This is a genomic window from Changchengzhania lutea (genome assembly GCF_006974145.1).
GTDB lineage: Bacteria > Bacteroidota > Bacteroidia > Flavobacteriales > Flavobacteriaceae > Changchengzhania > Changchengzhania lutea.
On record NZ_CP039456.1, the window covers coordinates 697873 to 722761 of the forward strand.

Below are 24889 nucleotides of genomic sequence, written 5' to 3' on the forward strand. Positions count from 1 at the left end.
CTATCCTATTAATAACTATCTCATGATACTTTTTAAATTTAATAATGACAGTAATATCTCCGATTGGCGTATAGTTGATGATGTCGTTATGGGCGGTAAGTCTAGCGGCTCATTTAATTTAAGCAACTCGGGGACAGGGGTATTTGAAGGCTATGTATCATTGGAAAATAACGGTGGATTTTCCATAGTACAATTTAATTTTGAAACTAAGAATGTTAATGCACTCACGACTGTGGTAATTAAACTAAAAGGGGATGGTAAAAACTATCAGTTCAGGGTCAAGTCCAATACTGACGACGACTTTTCATACGTGGTACCATTTGAGACTACTGGAGATTGGCAAACCATCACAATACCTTTCGATAGTATGTATCCTACATTTAGGGGTAGAAAATTGGACGCTGTTAATTTTCCAGGTAAAAGCATAGAAATGATTGCTTTTCTGATTGCTAACAAAAAAGAAGAATCGTTTAAACTAGAAATTGATAGTATAATTTTAATGTGAAAATTTAAACGTTTTGCAACGCCTTTATTTGAGTGCCCAATCCGTTATTCCAAATACCCCATTTTTCGCATCCAATCGTTATTGAACATTTTTCCAACATAACGACTCCCGTGATCATGAAAGAGCACGACAACCACATCATCTTTAGTAAAATGTTCCTGTAGTTGTAAAACACCCTTAATTGCTGAACCCGCAGAATTGCCTAAAAACATACCTTCTTCCTTGGCCAGTTTCTGTGTATACACAGCCGCATCCTTATCAGTTACTTTGGTAAAACCATCAATTAAGCTAAAATTCACATTCTCTGGTAGTATATCTTCACCAATGCCTTCTGTCACGTAAGGATAAATCTCGTTTTCATCAAAAACACCCGTTTCATGGTATTTCTTAAAAACACTTCCGTAGGTATCAACACCCCAAATTTTAATATTTGGATTTTGCTCTTTTAAATATTTACCAACCCCTGAAATGGTTCCCCCTGTACCAACACCCACTACAAAATGCGTAATCTTACCGTCGGTCTGTTTCCAGATTTCTGGTCCGGTACTTTCATAATGTGCTTGGGCATTACTGGGGTTATCGTATTGGTTTACATACCACGAATTTGGTGTTTCTTCACCCAAACGCTTAGACACCGAATAGTATGAACGGGGATCTGATGGTTCTACATCTGTAGGGCAAACGACAACCTCAGCACCTACAGCACGTAAAATATCCATTTTCTCTTTGGATTGTTTATCACTTATAACAAAAATACATTTATACCCTTTAACAATGGCCACCAATGCTAAGCCCATTCCAGTATTACCTGAAGTCCCTTCGATAATAGTCCCCTCAGGTTTTAATCTACCGTCTGCTTCAGCATCCTCAATCATTTTGAGTGCCATTCGGTCTTTTGTTGAATTACCAGGGTTGAAGGTTTCATATTTTGCCAAAACCAAGCATGGCAAATCAGCGGTAAGTTTATTTAATTTTACTAGCGGGGTATTCCCTATCGTTTCAAGTATATTTTTAGCGTAATCCATAAAAAAATTTTCAATGCAAATTTAAGGTAATTGTTAATAGTGGAAAGCCAAAAGATGAATTTATTGCGTTAGTGGTTTAGCAATTTTTTAAGCTCATTAAAAAATACCAAGTGCTAAAAACTACTCAAATCTTATAGCCCGTACTGGTGAAATCTTAGTAATAATATACGACGGTACCAAAAGCATGAGCATACACAAGACTAGTGTCCCGATGTTTAGCAAGGCTATATATCCGAAACTAATATAAACAGGAGCCTCGGTAACGTAATATACACTGGGGTCTAAAGGAAAAAGTTTAAAGTACTTTTGTGAAAACAGCAGCCCTAAACCCAAAAAATTGCCCCATAACAAACCTAAAAAAATAAGGTAAGAAGCATTATATAGGAACAACTTTCTAATACTCCAATTCGTGCTTCCTAAGGCTTTTAAAATACCAATCATTTGAGTACGTTCCAGAATTAACACGAGTAATGCTGTAATCATATTAATACCCGCTACCAATATCATAATCCCGATAATACCGTAGGTGTTTTTATCAAAAATTTTTATCCACTCAAAAATCATACTATACTTATCTGTAATAGTGATTGTATTTAAGGTTGAAGGTGTATTTTGGTAAATCTCAATACCTTTTTTATCCAAATTATCATAGTCGGTAACAAATACCTCAAAATTACCAATTTGGTCATCTTCCCATTTGTTTATACGTTGGATATGCCGAATATTGCCGATTAAAAACTGCTTGTCTAAATCTTGAAACCCTGAATTATAAACACCTACAATATTAAAAGTGATAATGTTTGGAAGTTTTTCTGGATCTTCTTTAGCAAACACCATTTGAAACCGCTCGCCCACCTCGAAGCCCAATCGGTTTGCTAGATATTGAGAGATTAACACTTCTTCACTCCATTTCTTATCGAAATTTGGCAAGCGACCTGTAACTAAAAACTCTTCAAAATAATTCCAATTATAGTCACCGTCTACACCTTTTAAAATTGCTCCCTCAAAATCTGTTTCGGTTCGTATGACTCCAAATTTAGTCGCCACCGCTTGAATATGGGATATACCTTCTACAGTTTTAAATTCTGGATAAAAGTCTTGGTTTTTAGAAATTGGCGCTATACTTTCCTGAGAATTATTACTATCGTAGTTAGCAATGTTCACGTGCCCGTTAAATGCCACGACTTTATCTCGAATTTTATTTTGCAATCCCATCCCTGTCGCCATGGCAATCATCATGACAATAATACCTATAGCAATCGCTGCTATACCAATTTTTATTATTGGTGCCGATATGCTACTTTTATACGCTTTACTACCAATAATACGTTTAGCTATAAAATACTCGTAATTCAAAATTATCTATGGGCTTTAAATTTTTCAAAAATACAGTTTTATTATTTCTTTTAGTAATGATTTCTTGCGGAAGTAAATCGAAATCAAAAGATACTTTAAGTGCTAAACATGATGATATTCTAAAACAAGTTCAGAATGACAGTACAATTATTGTTGGTGCAAATCAAACCGAAACTTATTTATACTTACTAAAAGGCAAACGTGTTGGGATTGTGGCGAATCAGACTAGTGTGATTTTTAAAGATGAAGAATTAAATAATGAACAGATTGCCACAACTTCTGCGAAGTTTCGCAATGACGATTACACTCATTTAGTAGACTCATTAATGTCTTTAAATATTGATATTAAAAAAGTATTTGCTCCGGAACATGGGTTTCGTGGTACCGCTGATGCTGGTGAGGATGTTAAAGATGGTATAGACACCAAAACCAATTTACCCATTATTTCACTTCACGGAAAAAACAGAAAACCAACAAAAGAACAACTTAAGAGTTTAGATATTATTATTTTTGATATTCAGGACGTTGGGGTTCGCTTTTATACTTATATTTCTACATTGCATTACGTTATGGAAGCTTGTGCCGAAGCTGAAATACCACTCTTAATATTTGATAGACCAAACCCAAACGGACAATATATTGATGGTCCTACTTTAGAAATTGAGAATAAAAGCTTTTTAGGAATGCATCCTATTCCTTTAGTACACGGTATGACAATTGGTGAATATGCACAAATGGTAAATGGCGAGAAATGGTTAACAAACGAATTAAAATGTGATATTGCTATTATACCTATTAAACATTATACTCATGACGCGGTTTATAGTTTACCTATAAGGCCTTCGCCAAATTTGCCCAACGATCAATCTATTAAACTATATCCAAGTTTAGGGCTTTTCGAAGGTACAAACATAAATGCTGGTCGTGGAACAGAGTTTCAGTTTCAACGCTATGGCGCACCTTTTTTAGACAAAGAAAATCTTAAATTCAATTATACACCTGTTGCAAATTTTGGAGCAAAAAATCCTAAACACAAAAACAACCTTTGCTATGGCGAAGATTTAAAAGATGAAGAAATTAACGGCGTGATGACTCTAAAATGGATTATAAAGGCTTATACAAATTCCACCGATAAATCTTTATTTTTTCTTGACAGTGGTTTTACTAAACATGCTGGAACAGATAAACTTCAGAAACAAATTGAAGCTGGCTTAAATGAAGAAGTTATTAAAGAGGGCTGGCAAGAAGATTTAAAAGCCTTTAAAAAAATTAGAGAGAAATATTTGATTTATGACTAATGCTTTATAGTTGGCTTTCTATATTTTTGAAACGGTTGTTTTAACAAACTCCAAATACGTCCATTTTCAACCTCATCAGGGAATACGTCAACCCCATATACAATTTTATCAGGATCGAGTTTCATATACGTCCCAAATAACCTGTCCCATACAGAAAAAATATTCCCATAGTTAGAATCAGTATAAGGTAAAGTATAATGGTGATGTACCTTATGCATATCGGGTGATACAATGACATAACTTAAAGCGTCATCAATTTTTTTTGGAAGCCTGATGTTGGCATGGTTAAATTGGGTTGCAACAACCGACAAGGACTGATAGAGCAACACAAGACCGATAGGTGTCCCGATAATAAAAATCCCCATAAGCGTAAACACATAACGGATAATGCTTTCTAAGGGATGGTGTCTGTTAGCAGTGGTTGTATCCACATGATGATCTGAATGATGTACCAAATGAACCATCCAAAGAGGTTTCACTTTATGCTCAATTAAATGTGGTAAGTACGCGCCTATAAAGTCAATTAAAAAAACACCTAAAATACCGTAAAGCCATATAGGCATCTCTGGCAACCAGTTTAGAATTCCAAAGTCATTGGCCACAACCCAATCGGAGGATTTAAGAAATAAAAAGGCCAATGGTAAATTAACAGCAATGGTTGTAATGGTGAAAAAGATATTTGGAACGGCATGTTTCCATTTCTTATAATCTAGAGTAAACAGAGGGATCGCCCCTTCTAAAATCCAAAAGAATGAAAGACCACCAATTATTATAATAGCGCGATGAAGCGATGGGATGGTTTCGAAATATTCTAAAATAAGCTCCAAAATGCTAAGTTTTTTTCTAAATATACTTATTTTATTTTTTGCTTCATAGCCTCAACAATATTAAAAGCGGCAGGACAGATTGCTACATTTTTCAATGTTAGATTGGAAATTTGTTGAAACTTTTTCCTGTCTGTATGTGGAAATTCACTGCAAGCTTTTGGTCTAACCTCGTAAATTGAGCAATAGTTATCTGAACCTAAAAACACACAGGGCACACTTTGCAGCACATAATCCTTATCCTCATCAATGCGTAAATATTGACTAATAAATTGTTGAGGTTTCATTCTGAAGTGTTTCGCAATCCGTTCAACATCTTTATCGGTAAACAAAGGTCCTGTAGTTTTACAGCAATTGGCACATTCTAAACAATCGGTTTGTTTAAACTCATCATCATGCAATTCTTGCATCACATAATCTAAATTTTTAGGTGGTTTCTTTTTGAGCTTATCAAAGAATTTTTTGTTCTCGTTATGCTTATCTTTGGCGAACTTTGGAAGATTATTAATCATGTCTTGCATGGTGTAAAAATAGTGCATTTCGTCATTAAGATGTAAGAATGACTAAAGTAATCTTTAAAATTGAAATCTTAAATCAACAGATTACCACGATTTAAATGTCTCGCAAAAATAACAAAATGAAAGACCTTTTCGGAAACGCTTTAATCGATTATCAAAACGGAAACTACTCCGAAGATATTATAACCTCAACAAGTATTTCGGGTGATGATGTTTTGCCAGTACCCTATTTGTTTCGAGGCTTTAAAGACATGCCAAAGCTGGAACAGAACGCTTTAAAACTTTGTAAAGGTTTTGTTTTAGATGTAGGATGTGGTGCAGGAAGCCATAGTTTGTATCTTCAAGAAAAAGGTTTTACAGTAAAAGCTATTGACATTTCAAAAGGGGCTGTAAAAGTGGCAAAAAAACGTGGTGTTTTACATGCTGAAGTCGTTGATGTTTTAGACGAAAACCAATCGTTTGATACCATCCTATTACTTATGAATGGTACAGGAATTTTTAAAGAATTATCACAAGTTTCAAAATACTTAACCCATTTAAAAAGTTTATTAAACCCAAACGGACACATTTTAATTGATTCATCCGATATTAAATATATGTACGAAGATGAAGATGGCGGATTTTGGATAGATACGAACGCCAATTATTACGGCGAACTCGATTATTTCTTATCCTATAAAGGGGAACAAGAAACTCCCTTGAAATGGTTATATCTAGATTTTGAAACCTTAAAATTAGCTTGTGAGACGGTTGGCTTACAGTGTGAGTTGATTAGCGAAGGGGAGCATTTTGATTATTTGGCACGCCTCTTTTAATCGAATTGCGCTTTTCCGTCAATAAAGGTTTGAATAACTTTTACATGAGGTATTTCGTTAACCTCAACCGTCATAATATCTTTATCTAAAATGATAAAATCTGCAAATTTGCCAACTTCAATGCTACCCTTTTCGTCTTCTTCAAAATTAGAATAGGCCGCCCAAATAGTCATTCCTTTTAAAGCTTCCTGTCTACTTAAAGCATTCTCTATTTGGTAACCAGCTTCTGGATAACCTTCTAAGTCTTGCCTAGTAACAGCAGCATAAAACGTTAAAAACGGGCTTACCTGCTCTACTGGAAAATCTGTACCCAAGGCTACTTTTCCATAGACTTTTAACAAATCTTTAAAGGCATATGCGCCTTTTACACGTTCTGCTCCTACCCTATCTTCTGCCCAATACATATCGCTCGTAGCATGCGTTGGTTGAACAGATGGAATAATATTATCAAACAACTCAAAATCTTCTGGTGATATAACTTGGGCATGTTCAACACGCCAGCGCCTATCCTTTTTGTCTTGCAAAACGTCTTTATAAATATTTAATACCGCATGGTTTGCCGAATCACCAATAGCATGGGTATTCATTTGAAATTCTGAATTAGAAATGCGCTGAGCTGTTTCATTAAGCTCATCAATGCTATTCACTAATAACCCTAAATGCCCTGGTTTATCTGTATATGGTTCACGTAACATGGCGCCTCTTGACCCCAAAGCTCCGTCTGCATAAAACTTAAATGACCGTACGTTTAACCTATCTGTTTTAATAATGCTCCGTTTCAAGTAATAGTCTAGGTTTTTTTGGTTGGCAGAAACCATAGCATACACTCTTATACTTAAATCTCCTGCGTTATGTAAACTATCAATAACCTCAATAACATCTCTGTCCAATCCAGCATCGTCAACCGTTGTCAAACCTTGCGCAATACATAATTTTTGTGCTTCTAATAAAGCAGTAACAACTTCCTTTTTTGTTGGTTTTGACCAATGCTGAAGCACTAAACGCTGCGCTTTATCAATTAAAACACCAGTTAATTTGCCGTTTTCAATTACGAGTTCGCCACCATCTATATCAGTTTCAACAGTTATGTTTCCTAAATCTAAAGCCGCTTGATTAACTAATAAAGCATGTCCATCAATACGTTTTAGAGCCACAGGCGTATCAGGAAATAAACTATTTAACACCATATTATCTGGGAACGCTTTCTCTTTCCAATCGTTTTGGTCCCAACCTCTTCCATAAATGAAATGGTGTTGACGCTTGTTTTGAAAATCGCTTACTCTTTTAACTATCTCATCAAAACTAGTTGTACCAACCAAATTGACATGTAATTGATTTAAACCCAAGCCTAAAAAATGACAATGGGCATCTATTAGACCTGGTAAAACGGTTTGTCCCTTAGCATCTAAAGTTTCGGTAGTTTCGTATTTAGAATTAATATTTTCTGAAGTTCCAATTTCTAAAAACTTACCGTCTTTTACCGCGAAAGCTTCTGCGGTTGTAAAGTCCTGATTAACCGTATATATTTTTGCATTTGTAACAATCAAATCGATTTGTTCTTTTGTTGAACAACTCATTAGAATTACAAATATTAAAAGGCCTATTAATTTACGCATGTTGAAGTTTTTCTTAAAAATAAAAAAAGCATTCGTATTAGGAATGCTTTTAATCATACTATTATACCAATTATAATTTAAAATGGGCTTGAAACAATTTGAGTTATACTGCGCCCAGATGAGATAGAAAATCAAAGCATAGCCTTAGCTACGGTTTTATTTTATATTGATATATAGGTGCAATAGAAACTAATTTTTAAGTGTATTTTATGTTGTAATTGGTATTGCTTAAATCACTTTAAAAATCGAACTTAAATGTCGCTCCGGCTAGAACTTGCAGGCTTTGTACTGGGTAATTCTGCCAACGTTGATAGCCTTCATTTGCAATATTATTCGCTTTTATAAAGGTTGAAATTTTATCATTAATGTGATAGCCCACATGTGCATTAGCATCAAAATAGCTCTCCAAATCTACAACCATAGATTGGAATCCTGCTAAATTATCCTCCACACTTAATAAATCTTTACGCTCACCAATATAAAATAAATTAGCGCCCGCGAACCAATGCTCATCAATTTGATAATCTAAAAACAGGGAGCCTTTTACATCTGGTAAATTCCATGCTTCCGCTTGATTATCGGTTGTATATGAGAAGTATTCAGCTTTTAAACCCAATTTAAAATTTCTATTCACATCGACATTAATTTCTCCTGCCACACCAAAGGTTTCCACATCATCGTATACCATACCAAAGGAATTTCCGTATTCATAATCTTCAGCGTTAAGCACATCAAACGATGTTGTATTATTCCTGAACAAGGCTTTATTTCTATCCGCTAAATACCGTCCGTTAACATTGTAACTCATATTACTCGACAACTTTCCTTTTAAGCCCACATAAGCATTGTATAATTGATCGGTAGGTGCAATAAATAGCGTTGGGGATACAAATGAGTTTTCGGTAGCGAAATCATAATAAGAATTCTGAATTAAATCGCCCGTAATACCACCGTAGGCAATAAGAACATCATTGACCAAACGATAGGATGCTGTTACATTTGGGTAGATATAAAACTTACTATCGCTATTTTCCCTATCTTTTAAATAGACTGCAGAAAACCCTAAATTTACCGTTAAGTCATCTTCTTTTATTTCGTAGCTAGGTGTTACAACTAATATAAAATTACCGTAATTTATGGCAGTATCTGAAAAATAGCTTCTATCGAACGAACCACCTATATAATCAAATTTAAAGTCGGTTGAAATTTCAACATCATTAATAGGAACATCTACTTTTGCATTAACCACAAACCTATTCTCCCCTGAATCGAAATTATCCCCAAAACGTCTAAAAAAGAAGCTCCCTGAGTTGATATAAGTATCTTCAAAACTAATATCACCTCCAAAATGTGCATTATAGAACGAATGGCTAACATCTAAGGTGTTAGCAAAGGGCTCATTATTTGCATAATTTTCGGGTAAACCGTACCAGTTGTAAGTTTGATGCTGAAAACCAGCCTCAACATTCCATGCCAAATCTCTCAGACGCGAAGCATAATTGACATTGATTTTAGAATTAGAAAAATTGTCATCCAATAAAACATCTTCAATACCGCCGCCAGATGAATGGTGACTTAAATAACCGCCAACACTCTCGGTCCGGCTAATGGCATGATTTAAATACACTTCTCCTAAAAAGGTTGTATACGTTCCCACACCAACAGTCGCATAATTATCGAATAGTTTAACTGGTCTTGCTTTTTCCACCACCGCTGCTTTACCTTTTGCAGGTGTGAATGTAGAAGCTACCGGAAAAGAAAAAATATTATATTTAATGTCCTTTTTTGTCGCTGTTTCTTCATCATCTAAAGTCGGGATTTCCTTTACTTTAAAAGCATCAGATATTGAAGGAGTATATGGCTTAACCACATCTATAACTCCTGTATTTATGGTATCGCTTTCTCTGTTCTGTGAAAATGACATAGTAACACTTAACGTCATTGTTACTACTAATATATGTTTTATGTGCTTTCGCATATTCTATATTTTTTGTTAACGATTTATTATTGATTGATGAGATGCTTCGACTGTGCTTAGCATGACGCTCTAACTATTAGCAAATTAATCCTCGGTTTCAATGGATGAATTGGTCTTGGCTTCCTCTGTCTTTATTTTTCGTAATTCTGATTTCGCTTCGGTAACCACATCGTCATACTCAGCAAAATTTTGAATAACACTTTCTAGAATATAAGTGGCTTGAAAGGCATCCTTTAAGGCATAATAGTTTTTCGCCATAAGCACTAAACCTTTTGCACTATAGTATTTATAACCTGAAAAATCCTTAGCTAATTTTTGGACCGTTTGATTGGATGCCTCATGCTTGCCTTCCTTGTTCTTAAAATATGCATTAAAATACAAGGCTTCTGCAGCGGTTTCACCAGTAGCAACTCTCTCAACTTTTGTATAGGCTGTTTTTGCTCTAGTTTCATCACCGGTTTTCATAGCAGAACGCGCAATAATAATATGTGCATCACTTTTTATTTTATTATCAATTTTAGAACTGGTAAGCACTTTTTCAGCGTACGCTACCGCATCATCATAATTGTTTAATTGATAATTGGCTTTCATTAAATTAGACTGCGCAAATACGATATTTTGTGGAAAGTTGGCTTCTTCTTCCAAACGCAACAATAAAGGAATTGCTTTATTCCAACTTTTACTTTCTAAATAAAACTGCGAAAGTCTGGATAAGGCTTCTTCTGTATATTCATTACGTGACGCTTCTACTACGTACTTATAATGTGGCGCCGCATTGGCCGTTAAATCTTTTTTATAATATAACTGCGCTACATAAAAATGAGCTTGTAGTGCATGCAGACCATCCGGAAATTGATTTAAGTACCCATTAAATTGTTTGATGGCCTTGTCTGTATTGCCATCTATATATTGTTTTTCAGCCGCTTCGTAAGTTGCATTTTCCAATTCTGAATCGGTTACTTCTACATAATCTAAAGTACGTACCCATTTGGCATAATCGTCCACGCGCCCTAAATCAATATAAATCAATTTAGCCGTAGAAACTGCTTGAACTGCTTCTGGCGTACCCGGAAAATCTGCTGCAACTTTTTTAAACTTGGTTAATGCGCGTTCATTTTCACTGGCATTGTAATAGACGAGTCCTTGACGTAATAATGCCTTTGGAACAAAGGAACTCATGCGGTATTCTGAACCTAAACGGTTGTAAACGTCCATGGCCTTTTCAGTTTCATTGGTCTTAACATAGGAATTCCCTAACTCGTACATGGCATCGTCACGGAGTTTCGATTTAGGATATTCTGAAATAAACTGTTCCAATTCTGAAATCTTTTTTGAAGATTTCCCTACATATCCCGCACTAATTGCCTTTTGAAAAAAGGCATAATCAGAATCGATTTCACTTAATTTTATGGCTTTTTCGTAAGCATTAATTGCGTTTTTATAATCGCTAGACACAAAATATCCGTCGCCCAATCTTAAATAGGCATCATTCAATCTTACTTTATCCTCCTTATTCTTTACTATAAATGCATTGAAGTGTTTTGTAGCTTGTGAGTAATTTTTTAACTTGAAATAAGTATATGCCAAGTTGTAGTCTATATTTTCAATCTCTGAAGTTGTTTCAGATTGTGCTTGCTGCTGAAACTGTTTAAAACCTACTAAAGCGTCATCATAATCTGTTAGATTATAATCAGTTTCTGCTTTCCAAAAGGTTGCTCGTGCTACATACAGAGGATCGCGAGGTTCTTTTAAAGATCCGTCAAATAAAGTTTCTGCTTCCAAATATTGATTTTCGTTATAAAGTTCAATGCCTCTATAAAAAGCTACCTTTTGATACGCCACTTTATTTTCAAAATTCTTTTTGCCTTCTAGTAACTTTAACGCTTCTTTATAGTTTTTTGAAGTAATATAAGAATCAATTAATAATGTTTCAATCTCTTCTTTATAACTGGTTTCGGGATACTTATCTAAATAACCCGCTAAAACTTGCGGAGCAGATTGGTAAGGGTTTCCAATATCATAACTAATTTTTGCGTAGTTCAACCAAGCATCTTCTTGAATTTTTAGATCGAAATCCATTTGGGAAGCATTTCTAAAGGCATTTAAAGCCTCTTGCTTTTTATCTAATTTAATATAACTTTCCCCTAAATGGTAGTAGGCGTTTTGAGCGATAGCGTTTGTTCCGCCAATTATTTTATTGAATTCTGAAATGGCATTTTCATAATCCCCTTGTTTATAATGTGCATATCCCAATTGATAGAAATCGGTATTGTTCCATTTACCAGTTTTATCTCTCTTTCCTTTTTTGCCTTTATATTCCGACAGATAAGGGATGGCTTCTTTATACTGTTCTAGATTGAAATAACTTTCGCCAATTATTTTTGAAAGCTCCGACACCTCGGCATCATCACTACTATGTAATCGCTCTTTTGCCAGGGCAATGGCTTTTTCAAATTTCCCCAATTTAAAATGTAAATCGGCTTGATAATAAGAAAGCTTTTCTTTGTAGCGTTCTTGGTCGCTCACTTGATCAAAATATTCATTGGCCTTGTCATAATCATCCCCTTCATAAGCCATAAAACCGATGTAATATTTTGCCTGTGAACCAAATTCTTGTGAGTTTTCTACTTTAGTAAGATAGGTTTTAGCCTCTTTATATTGTTTTGAAGAAAAGGCCGAATATCCATTTCTAAAGTAAAACCGCTCTCTTTCTTTTTTAGCCAAGGCATTTTCATTCACTTTATCATACCATTTTCTGGCATAGGCATATTTGGAATTTTCAAAATAGTAATCGCCAACATCTACAAACGCCGTGTTTCGTTTTGTACTTGTAGGATATTCATCTACGAAATCCTGAATGAGCTGATCTGCGTTTTGCTGATTTAACCGTACCGCACAATTGGCAATATAATAGGCGCAATCGGACTTTAAAACCTCCTGTTCGGCAGTTTTTTTTACTGTTGAAAATAAACTTTGAGCCGCAAGATATTGTTGATTATTATATAGCGATAATGCCTTTTGATAGTCTACTAAATCATTTGTATATGTAGCAGATTGTTGTGCGAAGCCGTGGCAAGTAAATATTATAGCCACCCATAGGGAAACAATTTTAATCATTAATGAATTAATTTTAATTAAAAGCTAAAGATAATTTAAACTAAATCCTATAACGCAACAATCATGCTATAATTATAAACCGAGTTATTAAATGTGAATTTTGCCTTTAAAATTGAATAAAAAATTCTTGAAACCGACTATCCTCGAGGCAAAGTCATAGAGATATTTCGCCAGTTTCATTTTGCCCTTTGGGTCAAAAACCGAAATTTTATATTTTACCTCACCCGGAACTGCCAAAAAGCAGTTCCGACCTCTCCGAAGGAGAGGTAATGCGGAAACCCCGAGGCAGAGCCGTCGGAGAATTATTTAGATTAAAAATTTGCGGTAACTTTAAATTTAAAGTTATTAGTAATACATTTACAATACTATATAGTTGCTCCCATTCCTTCATAGATTGATAGATTTGAATATGTATAGAAAATTATACGCTTTTATTTTAAAAAGACCACTCCAAAATCTTTTATTAATTGGAATCACTTTAAGGGTTTTAATTTTAATTTTTTATGATGGTGTAACAATTTTTCCAGATTCTAAAACCTATGTAGAACTTAGCTCTCATATCACCAATTTAGATTTTAATAATTATTCAGGGAGACGAACTCCAGGATTTCCTTTATTAATATCCCTAGCTGGAGGAAGCTTATATCTTACTATAATTTTTCAGCAAGTGATTGGCCTGTTGAATATTATTTTGATTTACGATTTTAGCTTAAATAAGATCTTAAATAAAGCTACCGCATTTTGGATTACCCTAATCACTAGCACATTCATGCATTTTATATTCTATGAATTCGCAATTTTAACCGAAACTTTAAGTTTGTTTTTAACCATCCTTACTTTCTGGTTAATCCAAAAATACAACTTGCTAAATAGTGAAGGTCATATTAAATATTATATCATCACATCAATAGTTATGGGATTTCTTTATTTAACCAGACCCATGTTTATTTATTTCCCTGTAATATTTATATGTTTTTTCTTAATTAAAAATTATAAATCTGGACTGAAAAAACTAATAACACCGATATTCATCATTGCTCTATTTCCTGCAATTAGCTTTTATACTTGGTGTTCGCTAAATAAAAAAAATATTGGCTACTTTACCAGCTCTTATTTTATTGGCTATAATCTTGCACAAACTGCTACCTCATTTTTTGAAAAAGTCCCTGATGAAGACAAAGAAATAAGAGACATTTTTTTAAAGCACAGATCTTATATTGAAGAAAACAAAACTGAGGATTATCCCATGACCGTTTGGTATGCTTATCCTGATTTAAGAGAAGCCACAAAATTGAGTCCTCATGATTTATCTCATAAACTAGGTGAAATTTCCAAGGCTTTGTTCAAAAAATATCCGCATTTATATTTGAGACAAGTACTTGTTTCATGGTTAGATTTTTGGGGTACAGGATCTACATTTCTTGTAAATAAAGAAAAGTTCAAAAATGTTGTCCCCAAATATCTGGTATATGGCATTTGGAAAATTATTCAACAATATTTACTCATATTAATTAATATTTTGTTTGTTATTTTCTCAGCAAGAAGAATATTTCAATTTGTAAAATCAAAATTCAACTATTTTGATCTAGATTTATTTTTGGTCCTGATTGTTATTGGAGGCTCTGTTGCTCAAGCTCTTGTTGCTTATGGTAATAATTCCAGATTTGTATTCCCTTTTTTACCATTAATTGTTTACTTTGTCATTGTTAATCTAATCGAATTAAAACAGAAAACCCAAATATAAAAACATGCCAGATACCATTCTACAATTAAAGGACGCAGCTATTTATCAAGGTGATAGTTTGGTGCTTTCTAATGTAAACGTTGAAATTAATAAAGGTGAGTTTGTTTACCTCATTGGAAAAACAGGCACAGGCAAAAGTAGTTTTATGAAAACGCTTTATGGCGATTTGCCTTTAACGGAAGGGACCGGGCATATTGTAGATTACGATTTAAAAGATTTAAAAGAAAAAGATATTCCATTCTTAAGACGAAAATTGGGCGTTGTTTTTCAGGATTTCAAATTATTGACGGATAGGACCATAAACGAAAATTTGCGCTTTGTTTTAAAAGCAACAGGCTGGAAAGACCAAGACGAGATGAACACGCGTGTTGAATCTGTTTTGGCAAAAGTAGATATGAAGACCAAGGGCTTTAAATATCCCCATGAGCTCTCTGGTGGCGAGCAACAACGCATTGCCATTGCTAGGGCTTTGTTAAACAATCCGGAGCTAATTTTGGCCGATGAACCTACTGGGAATCTAGACCCACAAACAAGCGTTGAAGTGATGGAAGTGCTTCAAGACATTAACAAAAATGGCAATACTATTTTAATGGCAACACATGATTATGCCCTACTGCTTAAATATCCAAGTAAAACCTTGAAATGTGATGAGAATCAGGTTTATGAAGTGGTACAAAGGAAGAATTAAGTATGCTCTCTATTTTAATACCTATTTATAAATACAATGCATTTCCATTAGTTTTGGAATTGGTAAAGCAGGCTTTAAGTGAAAAAATAGAATTTGAGATTATCTGTGTTGACGATGCCTCAGGATCTTCATTAAATCAGTATAATGAAAAAATTAATTCCTTAAATAATTCTACTTTTTTTTCAAATGCAAAAAATTTAGGATACAGTAGTAATCGAAACTTTTTGGTCTCAATTGCTAAGTTTAATAACTTATTATTTATTGATGGTGATTCACTTATAATTAATGATTTTTTTATCAATGCATATTTAAACATGCTTTCCAAAGAATTTGATATTGTTTACGGCGGAAGAATTCATCCAAATTCCATATCAAATCCTTATAAAAGTCTGCGTTGGAAATATGGTAAATTCAGAGAGGATAAACCTGCTAATAGGCGAATTAAACAAAAATATAAAACCTTAATGTTTAATAATACACTTGTTAATAAGAGTGTATTTAATTTAATTAAATTTGATGTTATTACCAATAAATATGGTCATGATGATACTTTATTTGCATATCAGGCAAATTTAGCCAAACTAAATATATCACATATAGATAATAGCGTAATGCATGCAGGTATAGATGAAAATGACGCCTTTTTAAAAAAAACGGAAACTGCTTTAAACAACCTAAAATATATTAGCAAACATAACTTGATAAGCTCAGGTTTTGTAAAAATGCTAAGTATTCATGAAAAATTAAAGCGCTTTAAAATAGATTTAATTTTAACAATGTTTTATAAACAATTTAAAAACAAGATGAAACTCAATTTAATATCTAAACATCCTTCATTAAAAATCTTTAATTTATACCGATTAAGTTACTTTTGCTACATTTATAATAAAAAAACATGACTCCTTTTTTTTCAGTAATTATACCTCTATATAATAAAGAAAATTTTATTGAAAAAACATTACAAAGTGTCTACGAACAAAAATTTACAGATTTTGAAATTATTATAGTGGATGATGGTTCTACAGATAATAGTTTAAGCGTAGCTAAAAAAAAAATTGAGAATTTTAAAAATACAACTTTAATTCATCAAGAAAACAAAGGTTTATCTGCAACTAGAAATACAGGAATTAGAGCTTCAAAAGGAAAATTAGTAGCTTTATTAGATGCTGATGACTTATGGGACAATCAATTTTTATCAACCATAAAGGCATTATATAATGAATACTCAAATGCTTCAGTTTTTGGAGTTGATTATTTAGAAAGACACTCCAAAAACATTGAATTAACAACTAGAAAAAACATCCCTAATAATCTAAAAAATACCTCTTTCATAGTTAATGCGTTTTTAGAAGCCAATATGCAACAACCTCTATTCTGCCAAAGCAGCGTAGCTTACAAAAAAGAAGTTTTTAATCATATCCAATTTAACACTGCTATAACATATGCGGAAGATATTGATTTTAATATTCTAATACATTTACAAAAACACCAAGTAGCCTACCGTTATAAACCATTAGCAATTATTAGATTAAATATTGATAATCAATTATCAACTCAATCTATTAGTGACAAAACCCTTCCTAATTTAGACGCCTATGAATCTTTTGCTTTAAAGGATTTAGAACTCAAAAAATATCTTGACTTTTGTAGATACTTTTTTGCTATGAGTTATAAGATGGAATCCAATCATCAGAAATACAATCAGATATTAAAAAATTTAGACAAAAGAAATATTAATTTCACTCAAAAGCTTTATTTAAAGCTACCCGTTTTTTTAATAAAAAGCATAAAAGAACTCAAAAAATGGTTCCTGAAATATAATATTAGGTTGACAAGTTTTGATTCTTAATGCGACTGTTCAAATAAGGCTTCATACAATTTAATAACCGCTTCTCCAGTAAAGGGTTTTACCGAATGTTTAGCATTCGCCTTAAGTGTATCATATAACTTTTGATCTGTTTGCAGTAAATCTATGCCCTGCATTAAGGCCTCAAAATTTTGATTTTCAATTAATAAGCCATTGTATTTGTTTTTTATCAATTCTGACGGTCCAGATTTACAGTCAAAAGAAACGACCGGTGTCCCTAAAGCCAAGGTTTCAAGCATGACTAATGGCATCCCTTCAAATTTACTTGATAAGACTAAAAACTTGCACGCTTTTATATAATCGTACGGGTTATTTACAAAGCCTTTGAGGATGACGTTTTTTTGCAGATTATATTTAGCGATTATAGATTCTAATTTTTCTTTATCTGGTCCATCGCCCAAAATTACTAGCGGTACATCTTTTTTAAAGGCCATCGAATTTTTATAACTTAATATGAGTTTATCAAATTGCTTAACCGAATTCAATAACCTCCCGATAGCCAATATAAATTCCTCTGGAACTATATCATTAAATGTATTGGTAACCAACAAATCTTCATTGACGAAATTTGGAATATAAACCACATTTTCAAACTCGTATTGGTCTTTTAGGATACCTTCAATATCTCTGGAAACCGCTATAATCGCTTTTACTTTCTTGTATATCTTTTTAAAGAGAACGCCATTCGGAATGTGATATGCCACATTAAAATGTTGGACGCTCATAATCATTTTCTTTTCTTTAAAAACAAAAAGATGTAATAGCAATTCCATAATAAATCGATTTCTCATTCTAAAATCTATGTAGAAATCGGCGTCAATCCGTTTATAATATTTTCTAAATAATGCTATCTTTTTTATTTGCTTAATCCATTGTATGGACGGTTCGTTTTCCCCTAAATTATATAGTTCGCCTTTGTGCGGATAAGTAATATCGTCTCTAAGAGAGATAATAGATACCTTATATTCATTTTTAGATAATACAAATGATAATGATGCGGCTACTTTTTCAGCACCGCCACCGCTCAAACAATCCACAATTAGGCATATGTGTTTTTTATAACTCATTTAAACATGGTATCGAAATCCTTATCTTCAAGAATAATGCGTTTCCGTTCTCGAAATTGCGAGCTAAAAACACTTCTATTCAGATCAATATAGTCACTTTTTAAACCAGAAATATGTGCTATACTATGCCATAAATCATCTGTCATATATTTTCTATCAGCATCAAAAACAAAATCTTGTGGCAAATTAAAATCTCTATTATACCAAAGCAAAAAAGGAATTTTGTAGGTGTCTGTGGTTGGCCTGTCTTCTAAATGCCCATAAAAATTTTCATCCTTGAAAACCTCTTCACCGTGATCTGAAAAATATAATAAATAACTGTTCGTATTTTTATTTTTTAGTTTATTTAAAACTTCACTTACAATAAAATCATTGTATAGAATGGCATTATCATATTGATTTATTTTGGTGTAGGCCAAATTGTCCTGAAAATCTGTTTTGGGTTTATCTTTAAATACGTCAAAATTAGTGGGGTATCTGTTATCGTATGAAAAATGAGTACCAATTAAATGTAAAAATATAATCTTATGCTTTGCAGAATCATTCAACGCGTTTGCCACTTTACTTAACAAATCGCCATCGTGTTTTACATTATTCATAACCGCCTCTTTGGCATTATGAAACTTAAATTCGGCTTTGTTGGAAACCCTTGCTAAGTCGCTATCTGGGTTAAATGCAGGACTATGATTGGAAATCCAAAAGGTCTTAAATCCTGCTTTATTAAATAGACCTGTAATTGGAAAGGCAAGCACTTTTTCCGGTTCCTCATAATTGCCTAGCGTTAAGGCTTTGCTTAAAGAATGAAATGTTGATGTGTTCGGACTTATCACATTTTTAAATATGAGCAAGCTATCTTTTAAAGCTTGCAAACGTGGTGTTGTTGGTCTATAATACCCGTACAATTGCATATGACTTGAGGTGGTAGACTCCCCAATGACTACTAAAAAAGTATTATTAATGTCGTCATTACTATTAATAACGATATTTTTTTTGGTATTTAATTCCGCATTAAATTGGTCAATATATTTTGATTCCTTGTAATTTAATACTATGGATCTTGCAGTGAGGTAGGCTAAATTATGGTCAATTAATGATGTGGATCTCAATCCGAAAAGAACCACAATGGAAATCAAACCTACTTTTAACCATTTGTAATTTTTCAATTCAAATTCGTTAGTCTGCAAACGAAAGCTATTGGTAATTCTTTTAAGCTGAAATAAAGGGATTATGAAAAGTAATGTAATTCCTAATAGATAAATATCCACATATTCCCTTAAAAAACCAGATAATTCATCTGGGTTCGTATTTAAAAAAACATAGTATGACGATGGTCCAAATGAAATTTTAAATAAATAATACATGATGGTTTCAAACCAAATCATAATTCCAATTAAAATGGTGGCAACCAAAAACGCATACCGTCTTAATTTTTCATTTCCTAATTGACTAATCAATAAGATCACAAATGCTATGGATATCGCATTTTCAACAATATTCAAAAAACGATACACAGAAAAAAAATGGGTCAAGCCATCTATGAGAAACTCAAGCGTTAACCAGTAAGTAATAATTATAATGTAAAATTTATTCTTCAACTTTAAGGCTTGTAAAGGTTAACAACGATTTTCTAAATATAATCAACATTAAAACAAAGTAAAACATGTAACTGAATGCATGCCCCATAACTGCTCCGGTAACATTAAATTTATCTATAAGATAGGTGCTTGAAAAATAAACCACCATGGCGTATAGGAACTCGCCTATTAAATACCAAAACAGCATTTTTTTTGCCTGCATTTGATAGGCAATAACAAAGGATATGACTTTAAAAAAATCTCCGATCAATTGCCAAAAAAACAAATCTTGAACTGGTAAAAAATCCTTTGTAAGCGTGATTCTTATAATCCAGTATCTGGACACATAAATGATAAAAAAACCAATAATGACATAAGGTAAAATGGTTTTGTAAAATTCTAAAACAATTTCTTTAAACCCTTTATTTGTATCATTATATGCCAATTTAGGTAATAAATAAAAGGTATACAGGCTCATTATAAAAACCAAATAATACTGGGAAATCTTAATAATGGCTTCCCAATAACCTGCTTCTTTAAGACCTATAGTGTCTATGATATGGTTTTTGACCAAGATATGGACAATGGGGATGGTAAGCGCTGAAAAAACCGCCATGATAATAAAGGACATCAATCCATTAAAATAAGTTATTGAAAACCTAGATAGATTGATTTTTGTTAGAATGAAACGAACATCTTTTACCCAAAAAAATGTAATCAATAGAAGAAATGAAGGCATTGAAACCATGGCGATAATGGCGCCATCAAGATTATATTTCCAAAGTAGAAAAACCACAATAATCACATTCACAATATACCCGATGGCATTTATGCTGATAATCCGCTTATATCTACCCAAACCATTTATAATAGAAAGCAAAAAGGTATTAAACGTATAAAGTGGCAATACAAGGCCTAAAATTTTAATGGCGTAGCTGTAGTTTTTGTTAGCAAAAATTAAATTGTTGAACTCATTAGAAAAAACAATTAATACGGTTGAAACAATAAATGTTAATCCAAGTGTGAGAAAAAATGATGTGGAAATAATTTCGGTTAGGTTTTTATCATCATCCTTATGTTCTGCAGTGTATTTAATTACCCCACTTTGCAAACCACCTGTAGACAAGCCATGTGAACTCGTTAAAAAACTGCCCAAGTTGCCCGTTATGGCCATACCTTGAGGCATTAAGAAATAAGCAATAGCTTTTGATAAAATAAAACCAGTAATTAACCTGACAAAAACACCAATAGAATTGAATGAAGCTATTTTTAGCAACATATTATTCTTAAAGTCAATGTTAAAATATTTTCGCATTATATTTTACAAAACATCGTTTGTATAATTTCTAAAAAAGTCAAAGTCAATTTATTTGTCCTCGGTTGATTCCTTATGCGTTTGCAACCCAAACAAAGAACTCCCGAAAATTAATAAGATAATGGCATAATACATTAAATAACTTACAAAGTGCGCAATTACGGCACCCTCGACACTATCAAATAAGTCGATAAAATAAATGCTTGTTGCGTATAGAATAATAACCAAAAACGCTTCGGTTAGAATATAATGCCAAAACATACGCTTTGCTAAAAATTGATAAGCAATTACCAAGGACAGTACCTTAACAAAATCTCCTAATAATTGAAACAAGAACAAATCTTCAACGGGTTTAAATTCATTCGAAAAAACAATAGCAACAATAAATGGTTTTAATAAATAAATAGCAAATAAACCTAATGCTAAAAAGGGTATCACCGTTTTATAGAAGCTAAAAACCTCCTTTCTAAACTCCTTTACATCTTCAATTTCAGAAAATCTTGGTAAAATATACAGCGCCATAAGTGAACTCACAAGCATCAAATAATATTTAGATATCCTTGTCATGGCTTCCCAGAAACCAGCATCCTTATACCCTATCGTTTCAATAATATGAGACCTAATCGCGATGGCCACCAAAGGTAAAGTCATAGCTGTAAATAAAGCCATGAGCGAGTACCTACTCATTTTTTTAAACACATCAAAACTCACATTATTAACCTTAATCATATCTACTAAGCTCCTCCTGTTCGTAATAGCTACTAAAGTGATTAAAAATATTAAGGATTCAGCAATAACAGCAGATATAAGTGCGCCGTCAATTTTATTTTGATAAATTAATATAAGGGCTATGGCTACACTAAGTATTTGCCCGATAATATTGATAACGATTAATATTTTATACTTGGAAAACCCATTCATTATTGAAAATGAAAACATATTTAAGGCATAAAACGGAAGTACAATCGCAAATACCCGAATGACATAAGCATAATTATTATAGGTTGGAAAAATAATATCATTGATTAAATCGGCATTAAAATAGCAGAGGAATGACACCAAAATAGATGAGAAGAAACCGGTATAAAATACTGTTGATAAAATGCCACTTAACACGGCAACATCATGCTTAAATTTTGAAATATATTTTACAGCACCATTGTAAAAACCTAGAATAGAAATGGCCTGGAATGAACTAACAAAATTACGTAAATTTCCTATCAGTGCGAGCCCTTCTGCACCAATAAAAACAGCAATAGCCTTTGAGGTTAATATGCCGGCAATAATTCGAGTTAGTACTGAGGCTGTTTGTAAAGAAGTGACTTTTACTAGAACGTTGGTGTTTATGTAATCAATTAATTTTTTCAATTAATTTGAATTTGGTTGTATTTCTATTATCAATTCTGAAAAATAAGAAATAATCAATCTAAAACACATGAATACACGCTTTATTCTATGAACGGATTCAGAAAACCATCAATTCTACTTAAACAAACACTTTTTGAAAACTGATTACACCTTACTTCTTTGTTAAGTAGTAAATGTTTATTCCCAAGATAGCTGTATTGGTAATAATAATGGGCCAAGAAGTGGCCAGTAAAATGCCATAGGCGACAAATAAAATGGCGCCTATGGAATTAATGATTCTTAATTTAGTCATGGACTTCATACTAAATGATATCAGTAAAACTACTGATGCCATATAGCCAACCCACTCTGCGAGTGGAATGCTCAAAAACTCCATTTATATTGATTTATTACGTTTTCTTTCAACTTCGGTTAAAAAGACTTTACGAATACGCAAAAAGTTAGGTGTTACCTCAACATACTCATCCTTTTGGATATATTCTAAGGCTTCTTCCAAAGAGAATTTGATTGCTGGAACAATTTTAGCTTTATCATCAGCACCAGAACTACGTACGTTACTCATCTTTTTAGTTTTGGTCACATTAACAGTCATATCATCGCCACGAGAATTCTCTCCAATAACCTGCCCTTCATAAATATCTTCTCCTGGATCAACAAAAAACTTACCTCTATCTTGTAATTTATCAATAGAATATGGAATAGCTTGCCCTTTTTCCATAGACACTAAAGACCCGTTTTGACGTTCTGGAATACCCCCTTTAAGCGGCTGGTATTCTTTAAAACGGTGTGCCATAATAGCTTCACCAGCAGTCGCCGTTAATAGTTGATTACGTAAACCTATAATTCCTCTTGAAGGCACTAAAAACTCACAAACCATTCTATCGCCTTTAGCTTCCATGCTTAACATTTCGCCTTTACGCATCGTAACCATTTCAATAGCCTTACCAGATACCGTTTCGGGCAAATCAATGGTCATTTCCTCAACAGGCTCACATTTAACGCCATCAATAACCTTAATAATCACTTGAGGCTGACCGATTTGCAATTCATACCCTTCACGGCGCATGGTTTCAATTAAAACAGATAAATGCAATACGCCACGACCAAACACCATAAATTTATCTGCACTATCTGTAGCCTCAACTTTAAGTGCCAAGTTTTTTTCCAATTCTTTATCCAAACGATCTTTAATATGACGCGATGTCACATATTTTCCGTCTTTTCCAAAGAATGGTGAATCGTTAATGGTAAACAACATACTCATGGTTGGTTCATCAATGGCAATCGTTTTCATGCCTTCTGGATTTTCCCAATCGGCAACCGTATCGCCAATTTCGAAACCTTCAAGTCCAACAATCGCACAAATATCCCCAGTTTGCACCTCTTCTACTTTCTTACGGCCTAAACCTTCGAAAATATGTAGTTCCTTAATTTTAGATTTTTGGATACTTCCATCACGCTTTACCAAGGAAATATTTTGATTCACTTTCAATTCACCACGAGTTAAACGACCAATGGCAATTCGTCCTGTAAAAGAAGAAAAATCTAAAGATGTAATTAACATTTGTGTGGTTCCTGATTCAATTTTTGGCGCTGGAATATGCTCGATAACCATATCTAATAATGGCTCAATATTTTCGGTTTCATCTTGCCAGTCATCACTCATCCAGTTGTTCTTTGCAGAACCATATACCGTTGGAAAATCCAGCTGCCATTCTTCTGCTCCTAATTCAAACATCAAATCGAACACCTTTTCATGAACTTCGTCAGGTGTACAATTTTCTTTATCAACTTTATTGATTACTACACAAGGTTTTAATCCTAAATCAATCGCTTTCTGTAATACAAAACGCGTTTGTGGCATGGGTCCTTCAAAAGCATCAACCAATAATAAAACACCATCTGCCATGTTAAGCACACGTTCTACTTCACCTCCAAAATCGGCGTGACCAGGAGTATCAATAATATTGATCTTTGTGTTTTTATATATTACTGAAACGTTTTTAGAGGTAATGGTAATACCACGCTCACGCTCCAAATCATTATTATCAAGAATTAAATCTCCAGTATTTTCATTTTCACGAAATAACTGACAGTGGTACATGATTTTATCTACCAAAGTTGTCTTACCGTGATCTACGTGCGCAATAATTGCGATATTTTTAATATTAGCCATAACAGTGCCTTATTTTAAGCGTGCAAAGTTACTTATAA

20 protein-coding genes are annotated in these 24889 nt (G+C 33.3%); 7 read left to right on the top strand and 13 right to left on the bottom strand.

The genetic code is table 11. The features are described 5' to 3' along the window. The first annotated feature begins 22 nt into the window (after positions 1 to 22). Positions 23 to 505 (top strand): CIA30 family protein, encoded by a 483-nt coding sequence (locus tag FAF07_RS03355; RefSeq protein WP_142783777.1) that lies wholly within the window; start codon positions 23 to 25, stop codon positions 503 to 505. 44 nt (positions 506 to 549) lie between these two features. Here the strand turns inward: FAF07_RS03355 and FAF07_RS03360 are convergent, their stop codons facing one another. Both FAF07_RS03360 and FAF07_RS03365 read right to left on the bottom strand, forming a co-directional pair. Continuing rightward, positions 550 to 1530, bottom strand: coding sequence for a PLP-dependent cysteine synthase family protein (locus tag FAF07_RS03360; RefSeq protein WP_142783778.1), 981 nt, complete (start codon positions 1528 to 1530; stop codon positions 550 to 552). A 120-nt stretch (positions 1531 to 1650) separates the two neighbouring features. Further along, complete coding sequence (locus FAF07_RS03365; RefSeq protein ID WP_142783779.1) at positions 1651 to 2886, bottom strand: ABC transporter permease; 1236 nt, start codon at positions 2884 to 2886, stop codon at positions 1651 to 1653. 8 nt (positions 2887 to 2894) lie between these two features. Here FAF07_RS03365 and FAF07_RS03370 point away from each other — a divergent pair, with 8 nt between their 5' ends. Continuing rightward, positions 2895 to 4184 carry an exo-beta-N-acetylmuramidase NamZ family protein gene (locus FAF07_RS03370; protein WP_142783780.1) on the top strand — a complete coding sequence of 430 codons (1290 nt, stop codon included), beginning with the start codon at positions 2895 to 2897 and terminating at the stop codon, positions 4182 to 4184. On the opposite strand, the gene FAF07_RS03375 is transcribed toward FAF07_RS03370, so the two are convergent. Then, positions 4181 to 5011, bottom strand: a complete 831-nt coding sequence (locus tag FAF07_RS03375) for a sterol desaturase family protein (RefSeq protein ID WP_142783781.1) — start codon at positions 5009 to 5011, stop codon at positions 4181 to 4183. The genes FAF07_RS03370 and FAF07_RS03375 overlap by 4 nt on opposite strands. A 26-nt stretch (positions 5012 to 5037) precedes the next feature. Next, positions 5038 to 5529 (bottom strand): YkgJ family cysteine cluster protein, encoded by a 492-nt coding sequence (locus FAF07_RS03380; protein ID WP_142783782.1) that lies wholly within the window; start codon positions 5527 to 5529, stop codon positions 5038 to 5040. Between the two features lie 116 nt (positions 5530 to 5645). Between FAF07_RS03380 and FAF07_RS03385 the strand changes: the two genes are divergently transcribed. After that, on the top strand, positions 5646 to 6341 hold the full coding sequence (locus tag FAF07_RS03385; protein WP_142783783.1) for a class I SAM-dependent methyltransferase: 696 nt from the start codon (positions 5646 to 5648) through the stop codon (positions 6339 to 6341). Here FAF07_RS03385 and FAF07_RS03390 read toward each other — a convergent pair. The 3 genes from FAF07_RS03390 to FAF07_RS03400 all read right to left on the bottom strand — a co-directional run bounded on the left by FAF07_RS03390 (position 6338) and on the right by FAF07_RS03400 (position 13052). Beyond that, positions 6338 to 7957, bottom strand: coding sequence for an amidohydrolase (locus FAF07_RS03390; RefSeq protein WP_142783784.1), 1620 nt, complete (start codon positions 7955 to 7957; stop codon positions 6338 to 6340). The two genes, FAF07_RS03385 and FAF07_RS03390, sit on opposite strands and share 4 nt — an antisense overlap. Before the next feature lie 238 nt (positions 7958 to 8195). Beyond that, positions 8196 to 9935 (bottom strand): TonB-dependent receptor, encoded by a 1740-nt coding sequence (locus tag FAF07_RS03395; protein WP_142783785.1) that lies wholly within the window; start codon positions 9933 to 9935, stop codon positions 8196 to 8198. Between the two features lie 84 nt (positions 9936 to 10019). After that, the gene (locus FAF07_RS03400; protein ID WP_142783786.1) at positions 10020 to 13052 is read right to left on the bottom strand and encodes a tetratricopeptide repeat protein; all 3033 of its coding nucleotides are present in this window, start codon (positions 13050 to 13052) and stop codon (positions 10020 to 10022) included. 409 nt (positions 13053 to 13461) lie between these two features. On the opposite strand from FAF07_RS03400, the gene FAF07_RS03405 reads away from it, so the two are divergent. Genes FAF07_RS03405 through FAF07_RS03420 form a run of 4 tightly spaced genes read left to right on the top strand, consistent with a single transcriptional unit; the run spans position 13462 to position 17333 of the window. After that, positions 13462 to 14796, top strand: a complete 1335-nt coding sequence (locus FAF07_RS03405; RefSeq protein WP_142783787.1) for a glycosyltransferase family protein — start codon at positions 13462 to 13464, stop codon at positions 14794 to 14796. 4 nt (positions 14797 to 14800) lie between these two features. Further along, on the top strand, positions 14801 to 15484 hold the full coding sequence (locus FAF07_RS03410) for a cell division ATP-binding protein FtsE (RefSeq protein ID WP_142783788.1): 684 nt from the start codon (positions 14801 to 14803) through the stop codon (positions 15482 to 15484). Positions 15485 to 15486: 2 nt separating this feature from the next. Next, a complete protein-coding gene (locus FAF07_RS03415) occupies positions 15487 to 16383 on the top strand; it encodes a glycosyltransferase family 2 protein (RefSeq protein ID WP_142783789.1) in 897 nt (298 codons plus the stop codon). Continuing rightward, complete coding sequence (locus FAF07_RS03420; RefSeq protein ID WP_142783790.1) at positions 16380 to 17333, top strand: glycosyltransferase family 2 protein; 954 nt, start codon at positions 16380 to 16382, stop codon at positions 17331 to 17333. The genes FAF07_RS03415 and FAF07_RS03420 overlap by 4 nt, the downstream gene beginning before the upstream one ends. Here the strand turns inward: FAF07_RS03420 and FAF07_RS03425 are convergent. From FAF07_RS03425 to typA, 6 genes are all read right to left on the bottom strand, one after another. Further along, positions 17330 to 18418 carry a glycosyltransferase gene (locus FAF07_RS03425; protein WP_142783791.1) on the bottom strand — a complete coding sequence of 363 codons (1089 nt, stop codon included), beginning with the start codon at positions 18416 to 18418 and terminating at the stop codon, positions 17330 to 17332. The genes FAF07_RS03420 and FAF07_RS03425 overlap by 4 nt on opposite strands. Continuing rightward, positions 18415 to 20013: a sulfatase-like hydrolase/transferase gene (locus FAF07_RS03430; RefSeq protein ID WP_142783792.1), complete on the bottom strand. Its 1599-nt coding sequence runs from the start codon at positions 20011 to 20013 to the stop codon at positions 18415 to 18417. The genes FAF07_RS03425 and FAF07_RS03430 overlap by 4 nt, the downstream gene beginning before the upstream one ends. After that, positions 20003 to 21307, bottom strand: coding sequence for an O-antigen translocase (locus FAF07_RS03435; RefSeq protein ID WP_142783793.1), 1305 nt, complete (start codon positions 21305 to 21307; stop codon positions 20003 to 20005). The genes FAF07_RS03430 and FAF07_RS03435 overlap by 11 nt, the downstream gene beginning before the upstream one ends. Before the next feature lie 51 nt (positions 21308 to 21358). Next, positions 21359 to 22675 (bottom strand): O-antigen translocase, encoded by a 1317-nt coding sequence (locus FAF07_RS03440; protein WP_142783794.1) that lies wholly within the window; start codon positions 22673 to 22675, stop codon positions 21359 to 21361. A gap of 151 nt (positions 22676 to 22826) precedes the next feature. Next, a complete protein-coding gene (locus FAF07_RS03445; RefSeq protein ID WP_142783795.1) occupies positions 22827 to 23051 on the bottom strand; it encodes a uroporphyrinogen decarboxylase in 225 nt (74 codons plus the stop codon). Beyond that, positions 23052 to 24851, bottom strand: coding sequence for a translational GTPase TypA (gene typA / locus FAF07_RS03450; protein WP_142783796.1), 1800 nt, complete (start codon positions 24849 to 24851; stop codon positions 23052 to 23054). It lies immediately after the preceding gene. Between the last annotated feature and the right edge of the window lie 38 nt (positions 24852 to 24889).